The sequence below is a fragment of the Brevibacterium paucivorans genome (assembly GCF_016907735.1).
GTDB lineage: Bacteria > Actinomycetota > Actinomycetes > Actinomycetales > Brevibacteriaceae > Brevibacterium > Brevibacterium paucivorans.
Genome location: NZ_JAFBCP010000001.1, coordinates 1,382,003 through 1,405,766 on the forward strand (window position 1 = coordinate 1,382,003; position 23,764 = coordinate 1,405,766).

At 59.9% G+C, this 23,764-nt stretch carries 21 protein-coding genes and 1 pseudogene; 8 read left to right on the top strand and 14 right to left on the bottom strand.

Translation table 11 applies throughout. The features are described from left to right. Window positions 1-29: 29 nt before the first annotated feature. The 6 genes from JOE56_RS06440 to JOE56_RS06465 are packed head-to-tail and all read right to left on the bottom strand — an operon-like array spanning window position 30 to window position 4,901. Window positions 30-1,013, bottom strand: coding sequence for an asparaginase (locus tag JOE56_RS06440; RefSeq protein WP_204515334.1), 984 nt, complete (start codon window positions 1,011-1,013; stop codon window positions 30-32). Then, window positions 1,010-1,891, bottom strand: coding sequence for a prenyltransferase (locus JOE56_RS06445; RefSeq protein WP_204515335.1), 882 nt, complete (start codon window positions 1,889-1,891; stop codon window positions 1,010-1,012). Before JOE56_RS06445 ends, JOE56_RS06440 begins: the two co-directional genes overlap by 4 nt. After that, a complete protein-coding gene (locus tag JOE56_RS06450) occupies window positions 1,891-2,235 on the bottom strand; it encodes a lycopene cyclase domain-containing protein (protein WP_204515336.1) in 345 nt (114 codons plus the stop codon). Before JOE56_RS06450 ends, JOE56_RS06445 begins: the two co-directional genes overlap by 1 nt. Continuing rightward, window positions 2,232-2,543, bottom strand: coding sequence for a lycopene cyclase domain-containing protein (locus tag JOE56_RS06455; RefSeq protein WP_204515337.1), 312 nt, complete (start codon window positions 2,541-2,543; stop codon window positions 2,232-2,234). The genes JOE56_RS06450 and JOE56_RS06455 overlap by 4 nt, the downstream gene beginning before the upstream one ends. Further along, the gene (gene crtI, locus JOE56_RS06460; protein WP_204515338.1) at window positions 2,540-4,054 is read right to left on the bottom strand and encodes a phytoene desaturase family protein; all 1,515 of its coding nucleotides are present in this window, start codon (window positions 4,052-4,054) and stop codon (window positions 2,540-2,542) included. The genes JOE56_RS06455 and crtI overlap by 4 nt, the downstream gene beginning before the upstream one ends. Continuing rightward, the gene (locus JOE56_RS06465; protein WP_204515339.1) at window positions 4,047-4,901 is read right to left on the bottom strand and encodes a phytoene/squalene synthase family protein; all 855 of its coding nucleotides are present in this window, start codon (window positions 4,899-4,901) and stop codon (window positions 4,047-4,049) included. The genes crtI and JOE56_RS06465 overlap by 8 nt, the downstream gene beginning before the upstream one ends. A 58-nt stretch (window positions 4,902-4,959) precedes the next feature. Between JOE56_RS06465 and JOE56_RS06470 the strand changes: the two genes are divergently transcribed. Together JOE56_RS06470 and JOE56_RS06475 are read left to right on the top strand one after the other, a co-directional pair. Continuing rightward, window positions 4,960-5,508 (top strand): hypothetical protein, encoded by a 549-nt coding sequence (locus tag JOE56_RS06470; protein ID WP_204515340.1) that lies wholly within the window; start codon window positions 4,960-4,962, stop codon window positions 5,506-5,508. Window positions 5,509-5,562: 54 nt separating this feature from the next. Next, on the top strand, window positions 5,563-6,114 hold the full coding sequence (locus JOE56_RS06475) for a hypothetical protein (protein ID WP_204515341.1): 552 nt from the start codon (window positions 5,563-5,565) through the stop codon (window positions 6,112-6,114). Window positions 6,115-6,133: 19 nt separating this feature from the next. Here the strand turns inward: JOE56_RS06475 and JOE56_RS06480 are convergent, their stop codons facing one another. Then, window positions 6,134-6,853: a DUF2568 domain-containing protein gene (locus JOE56_RS06480; protein WP_204515342.1), complete on the bottom strand. Its 720-nt coding sequence runs from the start codon at window positions 6,851-6,853 to the stop codon at window positions 6,134-6,136. Between the two features lie 295 nt (window positions 6,854-7,148). Here JOE56_RS06480 and JOE56_RS06485 point away from each other — a divergent pair, with 295 nt between their 5' ends. Continuing rightward, window positions 7,149-9,293, top strand: coding sequence for a RecQ family ATP-dependent DNA helicase (locus JOE56_RS06485; RefSeq protein ID WP_204515343.1), 2,145 nt, complete (start codon window positions 7,149-7,151; stop codon window positions 9,291-9,293). A 70-nt stretch (window positions 9,294-9,363) separates the two neighbouring features. On the opposite strand, the gene JOE56_RS06490 is transcribed toward JOE56_RS06485, so the two are convergent. Next, window positions 9,364-10,140, bottom strand: coding sequence for a DedA family protein (locus JOE56_RS06490; RefSeq protein ID WP_204515344.1), 777 nt, complete (start codon window positions 10,138-10,140; stop codon window positions 9,364-9,366). After that, entirely contained in the window at window positions 10,137-11,708 is a 1,572-nt protein-coding gene (locus JOE56_RS06495; RefSeq protein ID WP_204515345.1) for a carboxylesterase/lipase family protein, read from the bottom strand. Before JOE56_RS06495 ends, JOE56_RS06490 begins: the two co-directional genes overlap by 4 nt. A 322-nt stretch (window positions 11,709-12,030) precedes the next feature. On the opposite strand from JOE56_RS06495, the gene JOE56_RS06500 reads away from it, so the two are divergent. After that, the gene (locus tag JOE56_RS06500) at window positions 12,031-12,588 is read left to right on the top strand and encodes a peptidoglycan-binding protein (protein WP_102239279.1); all 558 of its coding nucleotides are present in this window, start codon (window positions 12,031-12,033) and stop codon (window positions 12,586-12,588) included. Window positions 12,589-12,672: 84 nt separating this feature from the next. Here the strand turns inward: JOE56_RS06500 and JOE56_RS06505 are convergent, their stop codons facing one another. After that, window positions 12,673-13,344, bottom strand: a complete 672-nt coding sequence (locus JOE56_RS06505; RefSeq protein ID WP_338028636.1) for an HXXEE domain-containing protein — start codon at window positions 13,342-13,344, stop codon at window positions 12,673-12,675. 179 nt (window positions 13,345-13,523) lie between these two features. Continuing rightward, window positions 13,524-14,760 (bottom strand): annotated as a pseudogene (locus JOE56_RS06510) (IS3 family transposase). A 411-nt stretch (window positions 14,761-15,171) separates the two neighbouring features. On the opposite strand from JOE56_RS06510, the gene dnaK reads away from it, so the two are divergent. From dnaK to JOE56_RS06535, 4 genes are all read left to right on the top strand, one after another. Further along, window positions 15,172-17,040: a molecular chaperone DnaK gene (gene dnaK / locus JOE56_RS06520; protein WP_204515346.1), complete on the top strand. Its 1,869-nt coding sequence runs from the start codon at window positions 15,172-15,174 to the stop codon at window positions 17,038-17,040. Continuing rightward, window positions 17,040-17,765, top strand: coding sequence for a nucleotide exchange factor GrpE (locus JOE56_RS06525; protein WP_204515347.1), 726 nt, complete (start codon window positions 17,040-17,042; stop codon window positions 17,763-17,765). Before dnaK ends, JOE56_RS06525 begins: the two co-directional genes overlap by 1 nt. Before the next feature lie 70 nt (window positions 17,766-17,835). After that, window positions 17,836-18,873 carry a DnaJ C-terminal domain-containing protein gene (locus tag JOE56_RS06530; protein ID WP_204515348.1) on the top strand — a complete coding sequence of 346 codons (1,038 nt, stop codon included), beginning with the start codon at window positions 17,836-17,838 and terminating at the stop codon, window positions 18,871-18,873. A gap of 63 nt (window positions 18,874-18,936) precedes the next feature. Beyond that, a complete protein-coding gene (locus tag JOE56_RS06535) occupies window positions 18,937-19,329 on the top strand; it encodes a heat shock protein transcriptional repressor HspR (RefSeq protein WP_239530652.1) in 393 nt (130 codons plus the stop codon). 32 nt (window positions 19,330-19,361) lie between these two features. Here the strand turns inward: JOE56_RS06535 and JOE56_RS06540 are convergent, their stop codons facing one another. The 3 genes from JOE56_RS06540 to JOE56_RS06550 form a co-directional block, all read right to left on the bottom strand. Next, window positions 19,362-20,111 carry a maleylpyruvate isomerase family mycothiol-dependent enzyme gene (locus JOE56_RS06540; RefSeq protein ID WP_204515349.1) on the bottom strand — a complete coding sequence of 250 codons (750 nt, stop codon included), beginning with the start codon at window positions 20,109-20,111 and terminating at the stop codon, window positions 19,362-19,364. Window positions 20,112-20,183: 72 nt separating this feature from the next. After that, on the bottom strand, window positions 20,184-21,824 hold the full coding sequence (locus JOE56_RS06545; RefSeq protein WP_338028638.1) for a DASS family sodium-coupled anion symporter: 1,641 nt from the start codon (window positions 21,822-21,824) through the stop codon (window positions 20,184-20,186). 179 nt (window positions 21,825-22,003) lie between these two features. Beyond that, the gene (locus tag JOE56_RS06550; RefSeq protein WP_204515350.1) at window positions 22,004-23,704 is read right to left on the bottom strand and encodes a hypothetical protein; all 1,701 of its coding nucleotides are present in this window, start codon (window positions 23,702-23,704) and stop codon (window positions 22,004-22,006) included. Between the last annotated feature and the right edge of the window lie 60 nt (window positions 23,705-23,764).

Here is a 23,764-nt window from a genome sequence, read left to right on the forward strand (position 1 = left end):
GTAAAGAATCCGCTAAGGGCGGCAAAAAACTACTGTCTGAAGTAGCTAAATACGTCCTCAATTTTTGTGCCCGACTCCAACGCCAGAATGGTGAGAATTCGGGCTTTTCGGGCGTCCAACCGGCCGGCGGGAATCATGCCGGCAGCCTGCAAATCGAGTTCCGCGCCGGGGTATCCGTAGGTCGTCTCCAACGTGCGCCCCGCGCCGGTTCGCGCGCAGTACACCACCGGCATCTGCGTGGCCAGCGCCGTGACCCGCTCAAGCACGTTGACGGAAACGTGCCCGCCACCCACACCGGCGAGCACCGCCGCGCTGTACCCGGCCTGCTTGAGGAAGTCGACATAGGCCAGCGAGTCGTCCAGCGTGGCCTCCACGAGTGCCACCTGCGCCTTTTGCCCCGAGGTTGCGCGAGTGAGCGTGCCCGGCAGGGTCGCGGGCATGTGGAGGAACACCAGGCGGTCTTCGCTCACCCAGCCCAGTGGGCCTGCCCCGGGACCGGAAGAAAAGGGCGCGGCCGAGGTGGTATGAGTCTTGCGTACGAGCGACGGGTCGTGGACCTCATCTGCGAAAACGAGAACGGCGGGCAACATGTGAAGGCGCGGGTCCGCTGCTGTGATGATGGCTGAACGCACGTTCGCCGGGCCGTCAGTCCCGGGAAGCGTGGGGTTGCGCATCGCGCCGGTGGTCACGATAGGAATACCCGAATCGTTCATGAGCGACAGCGCGAACGTGGTCTCTTCTAACGTGTCGGTGCCTTGCGTGAGTACGACCGCCGTGGCGCCTTCTTCGCGCGCTTTCTTAGCCGACTCGACAACCTGACTCACGTGGTCCAGCGTGATCGACCCGGACCCCACCTGCGCCACTTGTTCGTACGTGACGTCGACGGGGAAGGGGAGCGTGTCGATCCGAGCGGTTTCGACGATCGCCTGCGCGGTTGCGCTGGGCGCGACCCCACCAGTGTCGCTGGCCGTTGACGCGATGGTTCCACCAAGAGCAGCAATGTGAATCCTCATGCTCTCACCATACTGCTCCAGATCATGAGCATGGTGACGAAGAATCCCACGGCGTAGTTGAGCGGAATGAACAGTTTCCAGCCCGCATTGGCCGCCCCCGAGGTGGTATCAGTGACCTGCCAGAACCGTCCCGTGTTGAGAATGTACGGAATGGCAAGGAGCGCGCCCAACCACACGGGGAACGGCGTGAACAACACCAGCCCGCCAGCCACAACGTAGAGCACAACCGCTAACCGGACCGTGGCACGAGCCCCCAGTACTGTGGCAATGGACGCTAAACCACCCTCACGGTCAGGCACTACGTCTTGAACCGCGCCAAGCGCATGGCTGGCACATCCCCACAGGAAGAAAGCAAGCAGGGTGAGAACGACCTCGGCGGTGGGGGTGGCCCCCACCAGCGCCAGACCAAACCATGCGGGGGACGAAAAGTGGGTGGACGAGGTGAGCGAATCAAGGAACGGGACCTCTTTAAACCGCAGGCCCGCCACCGAATATGCCACCACCGCGAACATGCTCAACACGAAGACGCCCAGCGCCCACCAGTTCCCCTGCTCCAGTCCCACGATTATGGACCTGACCAGGAAATACGCCACAAACGGCAGGGCGCTCACAGTGGCTGAGACCAGGATGAAACGGTGCCGTGCGGGGTTGACGAGCGCGCCTTCGACCCCGCCTTTGCGCGGGTTGTGGACGTCCGAGGCGTAGTCGAACACGTCGTTGACCCCGTACATCACCAGGTTGTACGGGATTAAGAAGAACAGGCAGCCCAGCCACAGGTCCAGTCCCAGGGGCCCGCCGGCCAGCACGTACGCGGCGCCGAATGGGAACGCGGTGTTGATCCACGAAATCGGGCGGCTGACCTCGAACAACGTGCGCACTATGAGTCCTTCCGGTCGTGGCGGGCTGTGGTGGGGGTGCCTGCGCGGTCGCCACCTGTGCCCAGCAACTCCCACAGGGCGGGTAGTGCCAGTGCAGTGAACACCACGTAGGCCAGGTCTTCGACCGGCATGAGGCCCAGGCGGATCCCCAGCGTGTGTTCGTTGGCGTAGAAGAACAGGCCCGCGGCGATCATGAGGTTGTCGAAAATCACCGTGAGTATCACCAGTCCCACCAGGCACGCCCAAAAACCGCCCCGCGAGTAGCCCGGTGTGCGTGCCCTGGCCAGCATCAGGAGCGCGACCGCGGGAATGAGGAAGAACACGTTGAAAAGGGTGTAGGTCATGGGCGGGCCACCAACTTCGCCAAACCGTAGAGGTTCATGGTGAGCCAGCACAAGAAAAACAAGAAGAACAGCTCTTCGACCGGCAAGTGCGGGGCCACGTTTATCCCGGTCATGTAGGGGGAGTCGCCTCGGTGGAAAACGCCTGCGCCGATTCCCACGAAATCCCACGCCAACAAGCTGAAAAACCCCGCCCCGTGGACCACGGCAGCTCGGCTGGGGTGCGCGAACCAAAACAGCTTAAACCGCGCATCCAGGATCGCCATTCCGGCGATGGAAAATAACAGGAAGCCCAGATACGCCCAGCTCACAGCGCCTCCACCGCGTTGTGCGCGCTGATCAGACACATGGGCAACCCAACCCCGGGGGCCGCGAACGCGCCCGCATGAACCAGGTTGTCCACGTGCGGTGCGCGCACGGGATACCGGAACATCGCCGACTGAAACAGTGTGTTCGCCGGTCCCAACGCCGTTCCTTGCCACGCATTGAACTGCGTGGTGAAGTCCCCCGGCCCCCTCACCTTCTTCACCAGCAAGTGCGACTCCAAATCCGGCACACCCACCCGCTCACCCAGCGACTCGATCACCCGGCTGGCATAGTCACCCAACTGTGCGCCCGTAAGATGTGCGCTCGCCGGTGCAGGAATGAGCACGAACAGGTTCTCACACCCCGGCGGCGCCACCGTGGCATCCGTGCGACTGGGCGCGCACACATACGCCGAGGCCGGCTCCGGCAACTGCCCATCGACGAAAATCTGGTCGAAGTTCGCGTCCCAGTCGCGAGTGAAAAACAGATTGTGATGCTCCAGCGCGTCCAGTTTGCGATCCACTCCCAGCAGAAGCGTCACCGCACCAATCCCCGGGTCGCGTTTACCCCAGCCGCGGACGCTGCGGGTGCGCCTACCGGGTGGCAAGAACGCGGTGTCCAGGTGGTGCAGATCGCACGCCGCGATCACGTTCCGAGCCGGAAATACCTCCAGCCCAGCCCCGCCCGAGGTGGTACCCGGCACGGTCCTGGCGACCACCTCGGCGATGGTGCGACCTTCCAACGAAAGCGACACCACCTGGGTTGACGTGCGAATATCCACCCCGCGGGCCCTAGCCAGGCGAGTGAGTGCCCGCACGATCTCATACATGCCACCGCGGGGGTAGCGCACGCCGTCCACCAAATCCAGATAACTCATGAGGTGAAACAGCGACGGGGCGCGGCGCGGTTCGGTTCCCAAAAACACCGCCGGGTACCCCAAAATCTGGCGCAAAAGCGGGTGTGTCACGGTGCGCGAAACCATGGTGCTCAGCGGGGTGGCCAGGAACCTCGGTAGTCGGTGGGCACGCCGTGCCACCTGGGGTGACACGAACTCCCGCACGGATGCAAACCGGGTGTACAGGAAGTGCTCAAGCGCTAAGTCGTGGGTGTCGCGCGCGGACTCAACGTAGGCGTCCAACGCCGGACCCACGCCCGGCTCCAGCTGCTCAAACAGCGCGCGCACGCCCGCGTAGCCGTGCGGAACATCGACGGTGAGTTGGGGTGCGGAGTCCAAGAGACCTCGGTCGCTCACCCGGTACCCGGGATCCAGGGTGACCAGGTCAAGGTGCTCAGCAATATCCTCACCCACCGCGGCGAAGAACCGCTCAAACACCTGCGGCATGAGGTACCAGCTGGGCCCGGTATCAAACGCGAACCCGGCCTCGTTGCGCAGCCCGGCACGGCCACCCACCTGCGGATTCTTCTCCAGGAGCGTCACCTGATGTCCCCGGTCAGCGGCCAGAATTGCGCTCGCCAGCCCGGCAACCCCGCCACCAATGACCACGGTGTCACTCATGTGCCCGCCCCCGCCGAGGTGTCGCCCGGCTCATCGCTTTCGCGGCCAGTGCCGCTTTTTTGGCTGACGGGACTGAGATGCGTGTGCGCATGAGTTCACTGGCGGGAACCTGTTCGATGCGGTCGGTGAGTTCAGCGAAAAGGTCGTGTGCGATGAGCACACCCAAACGGGCGCGACCGGGGAGCAGGTCGATTGCCGGGCGGGCCACCGCGAGTTTCTGTCTGATGCGCGCGATCTCTTCACGTTTCACCTGGTCAGTGAGTTCTTGGGCCACATAAGTGCGGTTGAGTACGCGGGCGTCGTGCCCGTAATCGCGTAGGAAGTTGATCCGTTGGAACGCGTTACCCAAGGCCCGCGCACCTTCTTCCACTTGTAGCGATTCTGGAGGTGCGCCACGGAAAAAGATACGGACGCACATGAGGCCGACGACCTCGGCGGACCCATGGATGTACCTGTCCAGATCCAGGGGCGGCTGACCTTCGATGTCAGAACGCATCGCGTCAAAGAACGGGGCCCACAGTTCGCGGGTGATACCGCACTGCCGGGCAGTGTGCGCGAACGCGTGAACGGGCATGTCCGTGGAGAAGCCGGTGCGTGCTGCGGACTCGAGCCGGTCCTGGAAGTCATTGACCAGCGTGAGCTGATCGTGTGGGGAGGCGGGGGCTGCGCCGTCGACGATCTCATCGGTGATGCGCACAATCGCGTACAGTGCGCGAATGCGGTCGCGGTCGGGGTTCTTCAAGGCCGAGGTGGCTAAAGAGAAAGACGTGGAGTAGCCACGGATCACGCGGCTGGCAACCGAATAGCTCACCCGCGTGTATGTATCGAACCCGGAACCGAAACTCATGGCCCCATCTTTTCATGTGCCCGTACAGTGGAGACGGAGCACTAACGAAAGGACTGGAATGCGGCTGGCCGGAAAGATCATTTTCTTCATAGGAATTATTGGGCTCGTGCTTGTGATTGGCGGCGCGATTTTCATGGGTGTGTTCAGCTTTGGCAAAATCTCCTCAACGACTGACAGCCTGAAAACGTTCAATACTGAGACGACCATTGATCACGACGGTGAATCGAACCTCACGGTCTACGCACGGTCATCTGGGGCAGCGACTTCGGTGTCGACCGACTGCACGGTCGAAGGGCCAGGTGGCGAAGCCATGTACAAGGGTGGTTCGTCAGGCCATTACTCCAGCGGTTCGGATGGAGAGTGGCACTACGCCGGTTCGTTCGAAGCGAAAACCGCGGGGAAATACACCGTCACTTGTGGCGGAGCGTTGAGCGATGAACAGCTTATGGTGGGTCCTCCGATCGGGCTAGGGTCAATCTTTGGTCTAACAGGGGCCGTGCTGATTGGAATTTTTGGCGGCTTTGCCTTTGGTGGTCTGACCATCCTGGGGCTCATCTTGTGGATCGTAGGACGCAACAAGCAGAAGAAGCAGTTTGGCCCTGCCTAAAGTACAGCGTTTCTTCATGCGCGGTCACGCGGGCACAAGTTTGAAAGGAAAACTGTGGAAAAAGCCGGACGGATCTTCTTCTACGCAGGAATCATTGGGCTTCTGCATGTGTTTGCTGGCGCGAACATCGTGGGCGGTTTCTGCGGTGTGGTATTGGCAGCGCCCGGTGCCCAATTGAAGCCGTTCACCAACCAGATCACCTTCGAACACGATGGCGAATCGTCCTTCGCTGTTTACGGGTCATCGCGTGCTGCAGCGGATGCGGTGTCAAAAGAATGTAAGGCCCAAGGGCCAAAATACAGAGCCAAACATTGGGGTTATGGGTCAGGCACAGTCATTAGTGTTCGTGGCCAAGGGTGGCACTATGACGGCAGTTTCTCTGACAGCGCTCCTGGAACATACACCATCACGTGCGGTGGGGTATTGAAAGATCAGCAGCTCATGTTTGGTCCCCCAATGCATTGGGCAGCCAAAGTGGGAAGAGTGATGAACATGGTGGCCGGCGTGACCGGAATCGTTGTGTTCGCCGGGGTCACCGCCTTGGGATTCATCATGTGGATTAGAGGGCGCGAAGCACTGGATCAACCGTCACCGCTATTTGGGTAAACATCAGCGTTTCAGATGTTCAGCGTTTCTTCTTGCGCGGCCGCTTAGGCGTTTCACCAACGATGCGGGCGGAGGTCGATCCACCGGTGTGCTCGTTGCCGGCTTTACCGTTGCCGACTGTACTGTTTCCGTTTTGCCCGTTGCCGGCTTTCACCTCACCAGCCTGCGCCGTTGATTCTGGCTTCCCACCGGCATCAGCTCCGCCGTCCTTCGCTTGAGCCTCGCGGGCCAATCGGGCTTCACGCCGGGACATGAACTGCCCGGTTCGTTGCTCACCCGAAGTCGGCTGCACCCCAGGCACAATGCGGGGGCCACGGTTGGAAGGCGCGCGACGTTCGGCAGTTTTAGGGTTCCCGTCTGACACCAACCTAGCCTGACCGCCACTGTGCGGGTGTAAGGCCGGGTGGGCTTTAAACCCAATGAGGATTCCTTCTGTGAGCACCAGAAGAACAGCCAAAATGATCGCTTCGATATGTAACCCGGCTACTACTAGCCCTGCAACAGCTAACGCGTAAAGCAGTACACGTGATGCCACGACCGCGATGGGGCTGCGGAAAAATGCGCGAGACGACGCGAACAGAGACCACACCGAGGTAGTAGCGATCAGCGCCAAACCTCCACACAGAATGCCTAACCATCCGCGCCCAAAAATGAGGAACGCAGAGTACGTGATGGCTCCCCAGCTGAGTGCCTCGGCAAAGTAGTGGAGCGTGTGAACGACCTTAATGAACTGCGTCATATCGCGCATTCTACGCTCTCACATGTGCTCAAGCACGGCCAGGGTATTTAGAGCCGCGGGTATGGCTTCGCTACCCTTATCTTCTGACGCCCCGGGTCCACCGGAAGATCTCCACATCCACCGCGTTGCCACAACGGCAACGGGTGCTGACTGCTTAACGATGATCCAGATTTTGACCGTCGGTCTCGGATTTTCACCGTCCCCGGAACTTGTGGATAAACATAGCCCTGTAGCCAGGGGAAAGCAATTCGTGTGTAGCGCGGCGAGTAGTGTGGAGATAACCGGGAGGAACCACATGACAGCATCTGAGCCCCTGCACCAGAGAGCGCGCGCGATCCTGACCGAACTCACGGGCAACCCTGGCGCCCAGTTCCGTGACGGCCAATTCGAGGCCATCGAATCTCTGGTGGATCAGCGCTCCCGCGTGTTGGTGGTGCAACGCACCGGGTGGGGTAAGTCTGCCGTGTACTTCGTGGCTGCCCGCCTGCTACGCGAACAAGGCGCGGGCCCCACGCTCATCATTTCACCGCTGATTGCGCTCATGCGCGACCAAGTGAACGCGGCCACGCGGGCCGGAGTAAAAGCCCTCACTATCAACTCGGCCAACGCCACCGAATGGGATGACGTGCTCCACCAGGTGCGTGCCGGTGAGGTGGACGTGCTCCTCATATCGCCCGAACGCCTCACCAACCCCACGTTCGTCAACACGGTGCTCACTCCGCTAGAAAACACGCTGGGCATGATCGTGGTCGACGAAGCACACTGCATTTCCGACTGGGGACACGACTTTAGGCCCGACTACCGCCGAATCGGAGCCCTCCTCGAACACCTGCCAGCCAACACCCCCGTGCTGGCCACCACCGCAACCGCCAACTCTCGCGTCGTTGACGACGTCGCCGCCCAGTTAGGCCACAACACCCGCGTCATCCGTGGACCCTTGTCCCGCGCAAGCCTGCGCTTAGGGGTAGCCCAGACCACCTCGGCGGCCCACCGGATCGCGTGGCTCACCGAACACCTCAACGACTTCACCGGCAGTGGAATCATCTACACGCTCACCAAATCCGCGGCCCAAGACATTGCCACGGCGCTCAGCCACGCGGGCCACACGGTCGCCGCATACACCGGCGGGACCGACCCGGAAGAACGGGTCGAACTTGAGGACGCTCTCAAGGGGAACGCGCTGAAGGCGCTGGTGGCGACCTCGGCGCTGGGGATGGGGTTCGACAAACCGGACCTGGGGTTCGTCATCCACGTGGGTGCGCCCAGCTCAGCGGTCGCGTACTACCAGCAGGTGGGGCGCGCTGGGCGCGCGACCGACTCCGCGGACGTGCTCCTGTTGCCCGGGCACGACGACGAAAACGTGTGGGAGTACTTCGCCAACGCCACTATGCCCAACGAGCAGGACGCCACCGCGGTGTTGGATGCGCTGGGGGATGAGCCGCGGTCAGTCCCCGCACTGGAACCACTGGTGGGCATCAAACGCAACCGGTTGGAGCTACTGCTGAAAGTGCTCACGGTGGACGGGGCGGCCCAGCGGGTACGTGGGGGATACGTGCGTACCGGGGTGCCGTGGACGTATGACGCTGGACGTTACGCAGCCGTGGCCCAGACAAGGGCGGACGAGGCCCGCGAAATGCTCGCGTACGAAAAGACCACGCAGTGCCGAATGGTGTTCTTGGCGGGGACGCTGGACGACGAAACGGCCACGGCGTGCGGGCGGTGCGACACATGCGCTGGCGTGTGGTGGAACGAAACCGTGAGCGCGCAAGCACAAACCGTGGCCCGCAGTGAACTCGACCGGGTGGGCCTCATCATTGAACCGCGCAAACAGTGGCCGGCGCACCTGAACCGGATCGGCGTGAACCTCAGCGGCAAAATCCCGGTGGACCAGCAGTGCGAGCCGGGGCGTGCCGTTGCCCGGCTCAGCGACCTGGGGCCGGGGCAGGTTTTGCGCGAATTCCTGGCACCCGGCGCGCCCGACCAGCCGATCCCAAACCACATCGGCCAGCTGGTGACTCAAGTCCTCGCGCAGTGGGGATGGAAGGCCGGCGGGGGCGAGGGAGGTGGCAACGGAAGTGGTCCGGGAGGCGGCGCGCCACCTCGGCCCGAGGTTGTTGTAGCCGTGCCCGGTTTCACCCGCCCTAACACGGTCGAATCCCTGGCCCGAGGCATCGCCACCACCGGGCGCATGGAATACGCAGGAGCCCTGGGCGCGTTGAAAGACCCCGGCAGTCCGGACGTCAACTCGCCTTTCCGGGTGAAAAACCTGCATGACGCCTTCGCGGTGAGCCCGGAGCTGGCAGCGCGTGTGAATGGGCGGGCGGTGTTGCTGGTGGACGCCGAGGTCGTTTCCCGCTGGACCTTCGCCATCACCGGACGCTTGCTACGGGAGGCGGGGGCCACCTCGGTATTGCCGTTCGCTTTGGCTCAGAGAGGGTAGGGCTTCCCAGCAGACGGGCGCCAGGAGGGCGCGGACAGGAAGGTGCGCCAACGCTCACACCGGCGCTTGTTTAGGAAGCCTGGCGCTTCTTGTTGCTACGGATGCTGGACCAAGCAACGAGCCCAAAGATCAGCGCCAAGGAAATAAAGATTGCGTACTTATCGACGACTTTGAGCACGTCGACGGCAGGCTGACCAATCACGTAGCCCAATGTGGCGAGCGCGATCGAAATGACGAGTGCCCCGGCGGCGGTGACGAGGAAGTACGGCAAAAAACGCACGCGGCTCCAACCTGCGATGAGCGCGATGATCGGGCCTGGAACACCAGGGAAACGGCTGAGGAACAGCATGATGTAGAGCAGCCACCGTGGCATGCGCTTGATTTTTTCGAACTGGCGCTTTTGTGCAGGGGTCGTGGCGTACAGCCTGAGCACACCTTCGCCCCACATTTTGCCGGCCAACCAGAACAGCCAGTCGAACTTCAGCATGCCAACGAGCCCGGCCAGAATCACCAGGGTGAGTGAACGGCCTTCAACTGCGGCGAATGCCCCAGCGCCTGCGATGACTGTTCGCGCACCAGTGATGAGGGCCAGAACGGTGGGGATTTTCGCAATGAGGAAGGGGCGGAACGGCAGCAGCACCATGTAGAAGGCGGGTACCCCGAAGAGAAACCACAGGAGAACCTTGTCGCCAGTGCGGGCCTCACCTTCCCACGGTTTCAAGTCTTTGAACGACTGTGGGCGTGGGTCAGTCTCGTGCGACTGCTCTTGTTCTGCCTGCGCGTCTGCCTGCGCCTGAGGCTGCGAGCCTGGCTGTTCTTCTGGGGTTGTGTTGTTCGGTTCGGTCATGAGGCCCTCTCGTTACTACCCAGTAAGGGTAAAGCGCGCGAAGGCGCATGGTCAAAGGCCGTGAACCGATCCATGAACGGGTGGGCACGCGTGCGGTCCTCGTGGCCAAAGACTCGGGTTGTGGGCTGCTCGCGCGTCCAGGGTTCCCAACCCGGGTCGCCGGTGCGGGCAAACTGAACCCACGCCTCCCGCATGCGCTGACCCAAGGCGTGGTCCGCGTCAGAAGGGTTGGGGTACAGCAACTTGCCGTGGAAGGAACGGAACGAACCAAACAGCGGCGGAAGGTCGGCCACGTGGGGTGAACCCATGCCACCGTCCGGGTCGACTGCCAGCAGGTACGAGTACGCGGGTGCGCCTCGCTTCTGCGCGGCATCGGCGACCAGAAGGGTGGGCACGGTAAACATGTAGTCGGTTTGGACCCATTCGAACAGCTGCTCAGGTGTGACATCGCCCAGAGCCTTGACGTATTTCATGCTCAGTTCGCGCGCCTGTGACTGGGCGGCCTCAAGATCCCCGGTGTCGCCCTGCGCGTCCTCCAGGAGCTGCGAACCCGGCCCCACCATGCCGACCCGCTCATACGCGCGCTCCTTGGTCACCTCGCCGCTCATTAGGTTGGTGAACAGCCGGAACTCGTCGCGCGTGTGCCCCACCAGAACATCCACGCCGTCAGGGAGGGACAGCGACCACGGATCGGCGGGCAACACAGTGCCGTCGACCACTGGAACCAGAGGTGGGGTGAACGCGGCCGCTTTGCCCCACCTCGGGAAATACCGGCCCTGACCCTGCGAAAACGCAACCATGAGTTCTTCGCCCTGCTCAGGCGTGAGGTTGGCAAAAGACTGTGCGGTGGGTTCCGTGACGGGCAGGCCCATCTGGGCGGCGTGGGCGGCGAATTCCGCGGTCACGTCTTGCGCTAGTTCTTTTTCCAGCACCATGGCGGGCGGACTTTGGAGGATTGCGCGGTCGCACAGCCCCTGGGCTTCAGGCATGACCAGCAGGCAGTGAATAGAGCCGGCGCCGGCGGACTCACCAAAGACCGTCACGTTCGCTGGGTCCCCGCCAAAGGCCTGGGCGTTCTCCCGTACCCACCGCAGCGCTTGCGCCTGGTCGAGTAAGCCTCGGTTCGATGGTGCGTCCGGGAACTCCATGAAACCTTCGATGCCCAACCGGTAGTTCACCGACACGAAAACCACGCCCATCTGCGCAAACACCGCGCCCATGTACAGCGGGTTCGCCGCCGAGCCTTCCACGTACGCACCCCCGTGGATCCACACCATCACCGGGGCATTTTCAACCGGTTCGAGCGGCGCCCACACGTTGACGGTCAGCCAGTTGGGGTCCTCGGTCCGCTTGGGTCCGTCGCCCATGGGGTTGAACTGGGGGACAGGGTTAGAGAACCGCGTTGCGGGGAGGGGGTCGTTGTTTGTGGGGGCTTCAAAAGGCCGAGGTGTTTGAAACCGGTCTGCTCCCACCGGCGGGTGCGCGTAGGGGATTCCGGACCAGCGTCGGGTGTCGCGTGAGGTAGTTCCTTCGAAAGTGCCCGAGGTCGTTGTCACGGTGAGGTTCATGTGTCTAAGCCTACGCGGGTGAGGGATTCATTGAAGGTGCGGACAATTTTCAGGTGAGGGCCAGGGAGCATCTCAAAATGTGATGGGCTTTCGTGTGTGTTTCGCATGTGCAAGCTGTGCGTGGTGGTGGTTCGGGTTTCGCACGGTCATTGATCGGCCAAGAAACGGTGAGATTCCTTTGATGAAAAATCGGTTGTTGAGGCCTCTGACCTGTGTGAACGTAGACATTGGCTCCGAGATTCGGTTCCTCGACTTCCCCGGCAGTTCAGCATGAGCGCACTGCAGATGACGCGAACTGGGGCCAAGGAAACGAGAACAATCCATGACAGGAGCGAACATCGTGAAGACCATTACCCGCATCACAACGAGCACCGCTATTGCAACCGGAATTCTCGCTGCAGGCGTCCTGGCAACGGGCCCAGCCATGGCAACCGAAGGCACCAAGCCAGCTTTCCCCGACGCGCAGGCTGTTGCCGCTGCTGACCTCAGCCCAGAGCAGGTTGAGAACGCAAAGACCATCATTCAGGTGGGTAAGGAAAACGGCATCAGCCGTCAGGGCATCAAGATCGCCCTCATGACTGCATCGCAGGAGTCCAACCTCATTAACGTCAACTACGGTGACCGTGACTCCTTGGGTCTGTTCCAGCAGCGCCCATCGGCAGGATGGGGAACTCCTGAGCAGGTTCAGGACCCAGTGTTCGCTGCCAAGTCGTTCTACGGCGTGAACCCTGAAGTATCGCCAAACGGTCTCCTTCAGATCCAGGGGTGGGAGCAGATGGCACCTGGTGACGCTGCTCAGGCAGTTCAGGTTTCCGCCTTCCCTGACGCTTACGCCAAGTGGGAAGGTCAGGCTGAAGAGCTTCTCAACCAGCACTTCTAAGTTGTGCTTTAAGGCGAGCGGCCCTGCGCAGAGTGTTGCGCGGGGCCGCTTGTTTTGTGTTTTGGGATGTATCAGTGCTACGTGTCAGCACTGGTTTGGGCGACGCGGTGCGAAACGATCTTCGAGTGCACGTGCGGGTCCGAGCGAGCCTTCTTGCAGTAACGCGGCGGAGATCAAGTGGACGCCTACGGTGAGGGGAATAGCGGCAAGCGCGGTGGCGATGACTCCCCGCGTGGAACCCTCGACTCCATTCTGTTGGAGAACACGTTGAGCGATGAACCAGTAAGGCAAGACGACCACCGGTGCGGTCGCAACGCCAGTCGTGTAACTGCGTGTGGCGACACTACTGAGCAGGTGGGTAAATCCGTGTACTCCAAAAGCGAGTAGTCCGCCTCGGAACCAAGGAGATTTGCCGTTCGTCTTGACCCCTGCGACGGCCGATAGTGCTACGGGCACGGCCATGAGGCCAAGTGACACGTTCACATGTTTCTGAGATAACCCGCGCTCGCGAAGTGATTGTGGGATGGGGAGAAAATCGGGCAGCTGGCAAAAGACTCGGCGGGACGTAGGTGCCATCGTCACTAACTCTTCTGCGTCGTGGACAGCCCAAGCGGCGAACAATCCCAGACTGATTGCTGTCGTTGGTTTGAGAAGTCTCGGGACAGTGTTCGGCCGATGTCCCGAGACTTTTATCTGTGTATGTGTGTTGATGTGTCGCGTCATAGTTCCCTTTTGTGGGTGGGTGTTTCGGGACATTGTTCCTCTTTTTGGGTATACAACCCCTCGGTTACTCACCACAAGTGAGCTGTTTTTGGGTGTGCTGTGTTGGGTAACTAGGCGATTTTGGGCTAAAAACGTGAACAAAACGAACAAAAAGGGTGTGTAGTCAACACACTGGATTTGGACTTGCCCCTGAAAGTTGGACTGGTTTTATTTTAGGCGGTTAGGGCTTGAAGGGTTTGGTTTCGGTATTGCATGGGTGTTTGGCCTTTGAGTCTTTCTTGTAGTCGTTGGTTGTTGTACCAGTTGATGTACTCATCGATTGCGTTGGTGAACTCTTTGATGTTGTTGAAGGTTTCGCCGTGGTACATCTCTGTTTTCAGGTGGCTAAAGAAGTTCTCTATTACGGCGTTGTCGTAGCAGTTGCCCTTGCGAGACATCGATACTTTGCCCTCGTGTTTTTCGACCAAGGTGCGCCAGGCTATGTGCTGGAACTGGAATCCTTGATCGGTATGTATGATCCATCCAGGTTCCGGGGCCTGGGCCGTGATCGATTCTTTCAGCGATGACACGGCAAATGTTGTCGCTGCTGAGGTTGACACGGTGTGGGAGATGATTGTGCGGTCGAACAGGTCCATGACCGGGCACAAGTACACTTTGCGGCCGGTAATGTTGAACTCGGTGATATCACTGACCCAGGCGGTATTGGGTTTATCCCGGGTGAAGTTGCGATCAAGGATGTTTGGGGCGATACGGCTGACCGTGCCCGCGTAGGAGACATACGATCGACGGCGCCTGATCTTGGCTTTCAGCCCCATCTGGTCCATGAGTTTGTATACCAGCTTGTGATTGACTACCCAGCCTTTGTTGCGCAGGTCGCGCCACACGCGGCGGTACCCGTAACGGTGCTTGTTGGACTCGAAGCTGTGCCGAATCGCGGTCTTAAGGACTGCGTGTTTATCAGGGCTCGTGAGACGTTTCTGGTGGTAGAAAAATGTCGATCTGGCCATACCGGCAACAGACAAAAGGTCGCTTAAACGGTGGTCAGACTTAAGGGCGACGATCGCCTGGACCTTTAGGCGTGTCCCTGATCCCTTAAGTCCCGCAATTTTTTTAGATACGCATTCTCCGCCCGCAACAGTTCGTTTTCACGCCGTAGCGCGTCTTCTTCAGTAAGCACCTTCGGCTTGCCTGACTTTCTTGGTCGGCCTTTGGGCCTAGGTTTTAACGCTTCATCGCCGCCCTTACGCCACTTCACTGCCCAATCTTTAACCTGCTGATCAGACCACAAACCAAACTCACGAGCGATATCCAGCTGGGCCTCTCCAGCGAGATAACGCTCAACGACTGCTTTTTTAACCTCGAAGGAGTATTCCTGCTTTCTACGTTTCCTCACAAGACATAGCCTGCCACGCAACTTAAACCGTTGGTACAAGTTCTTAGCAGGACCATGACGAACCCCGACACGATTAGCCGCAGCACCGTAGCTAAAACCCTGCTCAAACAAGGCCACCAACTCTTCCCGCTGACTCGCAGTCAACGTACTATCTGCACGCATAGAAATACTCCTCACTAGTAAACAACTGATCCTCGTCAGTCCAACTAATGGGGAGCAGTCCAATTGAGCTGTGTTGGGTAGATGGTTCTTCGCATCTGCGGGGTGGGGCAGTCCAGGTGAAGAGCTCCGGACGATTAAGCCCATGGCCAAACGGCGCGAAGAAAAGTTTTTGCGTAGCGGAATAAAAGGCGCGCCTCCAAAGTTGAGTCTAGTGAACGCAAGTTTCCTGATATGTGGTTTGACATGTCAGGTAGAAGGTTTAAGGCTTGAGTCAAAAGCACTCAACTCTGAGGAGGAATGATTTTATGGCACGCGCAGTTGGTATCGACCTCGGTACAACAAACTCAGTAGTGGCTGTCTTGGAAGGTGGAGAGCCCAAGGTTATTGCTAACGCCGAAGGTGGACGCACCACCCCATCGGTCGTGGCTGTCAACAAGAACGGTGACTCGCTGGTTGGTGAAATCGCAAAGCGCCAGGCAGTCATGAACGTCAAGAACACGGTTGCTTCAGTTAAGCGCCACATGGGAACTGACTGGACCACCGAACTGGACGGCAAGAAGCTCACTGCTCCAGAAGTTTCGGCACGTATTCTGCAGAAGCTCAAGCACGACGCTGAAGAATACCTGCAGGAAGAAGTCACCGACGCAGTGATTACCGTTCCCGCATACTTCAACGACGCTCAGCGTCAGGCAACCAAGGACGCAGGTCAGATCGCTGGTCTGAACGTTCTGCGCATCATCAACGAGCCAACCGCGGCAGCTCTCGCATACGGTCTGGAACGCGGTAAGGAAGACGAACTCATTCTGGTGTTCGACCTCGGTGGCGGTACCTTCGACGTGTCGCTTCTGGAAGTTGGCAAGGACGATGACGACTTCTCCACGATTCAGGTGCGTGCCACCTCGGGAGACAACAAACTGGGTGGTGACGACTGGGACCAGGCGATTGTTAACTGGCTGGTTGAAAAGGTCAAGAGCGGATACGGCGTTGACCCAACCAAGGACTCCTCGGCAATGCAGCGTCTGAAGGAAGCAGCTGAACAGGCCAAGAAGGAACTGTCCAGCGCAACCAGCACCAACATCAGCCTGCAGTACCTGTCCATGAGCGAAAACGGCCCAATCCACTTGGACGAAAGCCTGTCCCGCGCCAAGTTCGAAGAACTGACCCACGACCTACTCGAGCGCACCAAGGCTCCGTTCCAGGCAGTCATCCGTGACGCTGGTGTGGACGTCAAGGACATCGACCACGTTGTTCTGGTTGGTGGTTCGACCCGTATGCCAGCAGTCGCTGAAGTCGTGAAGGACCTGACTGGTGGTCGCGAACCTAACAAGGGTGTGAACCCAGACGAGGTTGTCGCAATCGGTGCAGCTGTTCAGGCTGGTGTGCTCAAGGGTGAACGTAAGGACGTTCTGCTCATTGACGTCACCCCACTGTCCCTGGGTCTGGAAACCAAGGGTGGCGTGATGACCAAGCTCATCGAACGCAACACCCCAATTCCAACCAAGAAGTCGGAAACCTTCACCACGGCCGAAGACAACCAGCCTTCGGTTTCGATCCAGGTGTTCCAGGGTGAGCGTGAGTTCACGCGCGACAACAAGGCACTGGGAACCTTTGAACTGACCGGAATTGCGCCTGCGCCACGTGGTTTGCCACAGATCGAGGTGTCTTTCGACATCGACGCCAACGGTATCGTCCACGTGTCCGCAAAGGACAAGGGCACTGGTAAGGAACAGTCCATGACCATCACTGGTGGTTCGGCTATTCCTCAGGAAGACATCGAACGTATGGTGCGTGAAGCTGAAGAGCACGCGGAAGAAGACAAGAAGCGTCGCGAAGCAGCCGACAAGCGCAACGTTGCTGAAAACATGGCTTACCAGACCGACAAGCTCATCAAGGACAACAACGACAAGCTTCCTGAAGACGTGAAGAAGGAAGTTCAGGCCGACGTTGACGAGCTGAAGGAAGCGCTCAAGGGCGACGATGACGCAGCTGTTGAGAAGGCACTGGAGAAGCTCCAGACCTCGCAGACCAAGCTGGGTGAAGCACTCTACGCACAGCAGTCTGCTGACGGTGCCGCAGGTGCCGACGCTACAGGTGCCGGTGCGGCTGACTCCGCAAACGCGGACGACGACGTGGTAGACGCTGAAGTGATCGATGAGGACGAGGAGAACAAGTAATGTCCACCGAGAAACCGTTCGACAGCGCTGGGGAGCCTGCTGAACAGGGCTTCTCGTTTACCGACAAGCGCCGTGTGGACCCCGAAACCGGTGAAGTGCGCGCCCCTAAGGACGCGCAGGAACCGGCAGGCGGACAGCCAGTAGGCGAAGAACCAGCGGCCGAGCCCGCTGGGGCCGAAGCCACAGAAGCTGGAGAGCCAGCAGCTGGGGAACCGGCAGCCGGAGAGCCAGCGGCCGACGCGAGCGACCTCGGGGTAGATATCCCCGAGGACGCCTCGGAACTCAGCGACAGCGAAGGTGTGGAAGTGTCAGCGGAAGCTGCGCAGCACCTCGAGGATCTGCAGCGACTCAACGCCGAATACGCGGCGTACCGTCGCCGTTCCGAACGTGAGCGCGACCGCGCCCACGAAAACGGAATGGTCAAGGTGACCGAGGCGCTCATGCCGATCCTGGACGAAGTGCGCCTGGCGCGCGAGGCCGGCGACGTCGAAGGGCCGTTCGCAAAGCACGTCGACAGGCTGTTCGAAGCCCTGAACAAGCTGGGCATTGAACAGTACGGCGAAGTCGGTGAAGTGTTCGACCCGAACGTTCACGAAGCGCTTATGCAACAACCAAGTGAGGAAGTCGAAGAACCCACGGTTTTCCTAGTTATGCAGCCGGGATACCGGATGGGCGAACGAGTCCTCAAAGCCGCACGTGTGGGAGTTCACGTACCCGCAGAGTAAGACGGGCGCGTGCTACGGCCTAAGGTGCCGTAGCACGCGAGCGGCAATGTAAGAAGGAAGGAGGTGCCAGATGAACTCGGGACCTCAGAACGAATGGTTTGAAAAGGACTACTACGCAACCCTGGGGGTCTCTAAGGACGCCTCCGCCTCGGAAATAAAGAAGGCCTACCGCAAACTGGCCCGCAAATATCACCCGGATGCCAACCCGGGCGATAAAGCTGCGGAAGAGAAGTTCAAGGACGTCAGCGCCGCTAACCAGGTGCTGTCGGATCCGGAAACTCGAAAGCAGTACGACCAGGTTCGGGCCATGGGGTCCGGCGCACGTTTCAGCGCCGGATCCGGTGGCTCCGGCCAGGGGTTCGAGGATATTTTCTCTGGCCTGTTTAACACCGGTGGTGGCTACACGACCCGTGGAACCGGCGGTCCTGGTGGACCTGACCTGGGAGACATCTTCGGAAACTTTGGCGGGGGAAACTTTGGCGGAGGATACTCGCCGGGAGGCTTTTCCGGTGGAGGGTACTCACCAGGTGGATTCTCCGGTGGAGGATTTGGCCCGCAGAAGGGTGGCGACTTCAAAGCTTCGACGCGCTTGTCGTTTAAAGAAGCGGTTGAAGGCGCAACGGTGAAACTGACGATGCCAGGTGGTAAACCGCTGACCGTGCGCACCCCGGTGGGGGTGAGTGACGGGCAGAAGGTTCGCTTGGCAGGCAAAGGCAAGCCGGGAACCAACGGTGGCCCAAATGGAGATGTGATCCTCACGGTTCACGTTGACAAGCACCCCGTGTTCACCCGCGATGGCAACAACCTGCGCATGAACTTGCCGGTGACGTTTGCGGAAGCGGCTCTGGGTGCGACGGTCGACGTTCCAACCTTGGGCGGCGGTTCCGTGCGCATGCGGGTGCCGGCGGGCACGCCGTCTGGACGGGTTCTGCGCGTCCGTGGCAAGGGGATCAACGGTAAGCAGACCGGTGACTTGCTGGTCACCATTGAGATTGCGGTGCCACGCAACCTGAACGCGGATGCAAAAGCGGCCGTGGAAGCCTTCGCAAAAGCCACGGAAGGCGAGGACCCGCGTGAGGGACTCGCATCCAAGGCAAGCCGAGGATGATGCGCCGTGATTAGTTCAAGCGCAGCAGTGTATGTCATTTCGGTGGCAGCGGACCTTGCTGGGATGCACCCGCAGACGCTTCGCCAATATGACCGGCTTGGCTTGGTGATCCCTGAGCGGACTGCCGGCCGAGGTCGTCGCTACTCCGCTGACGACGTTGCCAAGTTGCGGCTCATCCAGCAGCTGAGTCAGGACGAAGGCATCAACCTGGCCGGTATCAAGCGGATCCTCGAGCTTAGAGAGGAAGTTGACGAAGCCCGTCGCCAGCTCAGGGCCATGGAAGAGAAAGTAGAGGCCGCGCGTCAGCATGCCGCCGCGGTGGACCGAGTGTTCGCCGCCGGTTCAGCGGGAGACGTGGTGTCGATTCTCAAGGGGGAACGACCTCGGACGCGGATTGCGGGAGCATTGCTCCCGCCAGCACGTTCAGGCCGACCCACGCTAGTACACAGGCGGTAGGTAGAGCCTTAGATAGATAGAGCCTTAGAACCTTACAGCCACTGAGGGGGCGCAGGGAGATCTCGAGGAGTCGAGTCACCCGCGCCTCCTTTTGCGTTGTCATCGCGCCCGGACACTGGCCAACCGCGGCCCAGCAGGTGTTGGAGAACCTCGGCTTTGTGGCCGGTCACCTGGACCTGTTGGGTGTCTTCGCTGGTGCACATGTGTAGGTCTTCGCCCGTGTCGGTGAAGTGAAGCAGATAGTTCACGGGTTCGCCCCGGTCCTCCCATGTGGAGGTGACGTCGGTTAGGAGCCGGTCGGTCACCTCGGCGGGGAAGTCCAGCGCAGTCATCCCAATGTTGAGGTCAAGCGCGTGGATAAAGCACTCACGGGCACGCAGCCACGGAATGTCAGAGGCGGGGATAGTGGCCCCGCGTCCGCTGACCACCTGGGTTTCCCAGCGGTCCTGGGGGAGGAGGCCGAGGTCGTGGGCGAGTTCGTCTGCAACCTCGTGTGACATGGTGATGACGTCACCGTTTTCGAGGTGTTTGACGTCATCTTCGATGGCTTGGTCGCGGGCGTCGCGGGACGGGTACATGGGGGTCTTTTCGCCGGTGCGCGCCCAGTGGAGCAGACGCATGAATCCTTCTGCGTTGTGCATCATGTGTACGGCCACGTGCTTGCGTGACCAGTCTGGTAGGAGTGACGGTTCGTCCAGGTTGGCCCTGGAGAGCTGGTCGAGGGTTTGAAGGTAGAACGCTTCAGCCAGCGTGCGGAAGTCGAGGTCTTTTTGAAGAGACATGAATGTACCTTTGTGAGGTGGGTTGGTTGGCCGTGGGCCGGAGCGCCCGGGGTGGGCGCCCGGGCGCGTGCCTTAGACCAGGCCGATCCACTTCCAGTAGGTGGCTGAAAGTAGCAAGACCAACAGGTACCCGACCACGGTGATGGGGATACCGGCCTTGAGGAACTGCTTGGCTGTGAACGCACCGGTTCCGTACGCCAGCATGTTCTGTGGCGCGGAGATGGGGAGCAGGAAGCCGAAGCAGATGAGGAACTGCTGGATGATGACGAATCCGATGCCCCCGTTTGCCGCGCCGGGTACGGACTGCGCGAGTGCGATGAACACGGGGATGAGGGCGGAGCTGAGCGAGGTCGCTGAAGCGAAGCCCAAGTGGATGAGAATGGTGAAGAGGCCGACGATTGCGATCATGGCGAGCATTGGCATGTTCGTGATGCCGATTGCGCCGAAGGTCTTTTCTGACAGCCATTCTGCGGCGCCGGTCTTAAGGAGAAGGCTACCGAGCGAGATTCCCACGGCGAACACGATGAGGGTTCCCCAGTTGATGAGCTTTTCGGCGGTCTTCCACGAGAACACGCCAACCTTGGGGAGGAGCAGGAAGCCGATGGCGACGATGGTGACCGTTGCGGAGTCGAATGGGTGGAGGGACTTTTCGGTTGCCCACAGGAAGAGCAGGATGACCGCGACGATGATGAGGCGGATTTCTTTACCGGTGATGGGGCCGAGTTCTTTCAGATTGCGTTCGATGACTGCGCGACCACCTTCGATGTGGTCGACTTCGGGTTTGATGGCCCATCGCATGATGAAGTAGAGAGCGATGCTCATCAGGACCGACCATGGGGCGGCCCACATGAACCACTGACCCCAGGACACCTGCTGTTGCATTGAGGTCTCGATGAAGTTGGTAGCGACAATGTTCTGTGCGGCCGCGGTCTTGATGCCGACATTCCACACGGAAACCGCTTGAGCGGCGGTGATGATCAGCAGGGCTCCCAAGCGGGAGTTGGTCGCCAGGCCGAATGCGGCGACCATACCCAGGAGGATGGGGACGACTGCTCCGGCGCGTGCGGTGGCTGAGGGAACGAAGAACGCCAGGATTGTGGAAATGGCGATGGCACCGATGAGGACGTTGCTGGTCTTTTCACCGGCGAATTTGAGGACGAGGAGGGCGAGGCGTTTGTGGAGGCCGGTGGCCTGCATGGCGGCGGCCAGTGCGAGGGCGGCTGCGACGAGGGCTACTGCTGAGCTGGCAAAGCCGCTGAGGGCTAATTTGATGGAGTCACTTGTGCCCATGGCATCTGCGGTTTCGCCTGTGAGTGGCGGGGCGAACGACAGAGCAATCGTGATGATGCCGACGATGAGAATTGAGGACACCGTGTAGCTGACGGCTTCGGTGACCCACATGATGATGGCGAACGCCAGGATGGCGAGGGCTTGTTTACCTGCGAGGGTGAGGCCATCGCCGGTGGGGATGAGCAGGATGCCAAAGAGGGCGATGAAGGAGACGGCAAACCAGATGGGTTTGAGGTTGAGGTGGGCTAGGAAGCCGTCGGGGTGTTTGTTGGATTCTTCTGCGCTTGCGCGTGCTACCGCCTCTTTTTCGCGTTTGACCTCGGCGGAGGCTTGCGAGCGTTGTTCAGCCTTTTTACGAAGTGAGCTTTTGGCGGGCTCGGCCATGGCGTTCCAATCTTTGGGTGCGGGTGTTCCTGCAGTCACCGAAGAGGATACGCCCCGTGCGTGACATTTTCGTGAACTGTCACATTGTGGGTGAGGGCTTCTACGTATGTGGGCAGGCGCTGAATTTGGGGTGTGGATGTGCAAGAGGGCCGAGGCTGTTTTGTGTGCCCCGGCCCTCTTGCGTGCCGTATTTAGTTGTTGCGTTGCTTTACTGGGTTTTACTTGGTGCGACGGCGGGTGATCAGCACGGTTGCTGCGCCTACGGTGAGGAGTGCCCCACCGGCGAGCAGGCCTGTGAGTCCTGCACCGGTGCGTGGGAGGTCCGAGGAGTTGCCGGCGCTGGAGTCGTTGCCGGAACCTGAACCGTTATCCGAACCGCTGCCCGAGCCGTTGTCGCCTGCTTCAGCGTCATCGTCGTTGTCGCTCTTCTTGCCGTTGGTGACGGTGAAGTGGTCGGTCAGTTCGCCTTGTTCGCTCTTGATGGTGACCTTGTACTTGCCGACGAAGCTTTCAATGCTTTGGCCCCTTTGAACACCGTTAAGCGTGGTTCCCCAGCGGCCTTCTTTGTCAGCGGTTGCTTCGTTTTCGTAGTCTTCGACCTTGCCTTCGCCGTCAACTTTGGTGACCGAGTAGGTGAACTTCTCGTTTGACTTGAGGCCGATGACACCGATCTGAACGCCGGATTCCTTGTCGAGGAATTCTTTTGCGGTCAGTTCGTGGCGGTCCAGTTTCAGTTGGTACCGGACTTCGTGTTCGTCCGGGTTGCCACTGTCTTCACTGTCTTTGACTACGGTGAACTTGGTGACTGAATCCAGGGTGGTGCCGTTTTCATCCTCGAGTTTCACCGTGTATTCGCCAGGGAGGACGCTTTCGTCGGTGTCGCTAGGAACTTCGACGTAGAACGTGCCATTTGCTTCTTTGGCGGTAAACGTGCCGGTGGAGCTGATTTCTTCGCCACCGTGGATGCTCCAGGTGTACTTCTTGCCAGGTTCCAGGTTCTTGTACTCGACGGCGTGCCCGTTGTCGCGGAACGGTGTGGCGCGTACCTTGTCGTGTTTAACCGAGATTTCTGGTTTTGGTGCGTCAGGGTTGTCGCCGTCGCCTGGGTTCTCGTCACCTGGGTTCTCGTCGTCACCGATTACTGAGAACGTGGCGGTGCCGACGGTCTCACCGTTTTCGTCCTTGACGGTCACGGTGTAGTTAGCGATCAGGGCGTCTGCCGCTCCATCCTGGTTTGGAGGTGTGACAGTGAAGTTCCCGTCGCTGTCTTTGGCGGTGAAGGAGCCTGGGTGTTCAATGTTGTGGTCGCTGGTGAGCGTCCACGAGTACTTCTTGCCGGATTCCAGGTTCTTGAAGTTGACGGTTTGCCCGTTGTCGCGGAAGTCGGTGGCCTGCTTCTTCTTGTTCTCAACTGAAAATTCAGGCTTGGAAGCGTCTGGGTTGTCACCGTCGTCTGGGTTCTCGTCACCTGGGTTCTCGTCGTCACCGATTACTGAGAACGTGGCGGTGCCGACAGTCTCACCGTTTTCGTCCTTGACGGTCACGGTGTAGTTAGCGATAAGGACGTCTGCCGCTCCGTCCTGGTTTGGAAGTGTGACAGTGAAGTTCCCGTCGCTGTCTTCGGCTGTGAAGGAGCCTGGCTCTTCAATATGGTGGTCACTGGTGAGCGTCCACGAGTACTTCTTGCCGGATTCCAGGTTTTTGAAGTTGACGGTTTGCCCGTTGTCGCGGAAGTCAGTGGCCTGCTTTTTCTTGTTCTCAACTGAAAATTCTGGCTTGGGTGCTTCCGGCTCGTCTGTTGCTGAAGCGGGTGCGGAGCCGGGGTTTGTGGCCTCTGGGGTTGCGATTGCCGCGGGGCCAGCAAACGCTACAGATCCCGCTACGATTGCAACGGCTGGGGCGAGGATGATTTTCTTCATGACATTCCTTCCACAGTTCTTTCGCGTGTAATACTCACTATGGTTTTCTTCTGACGTCGC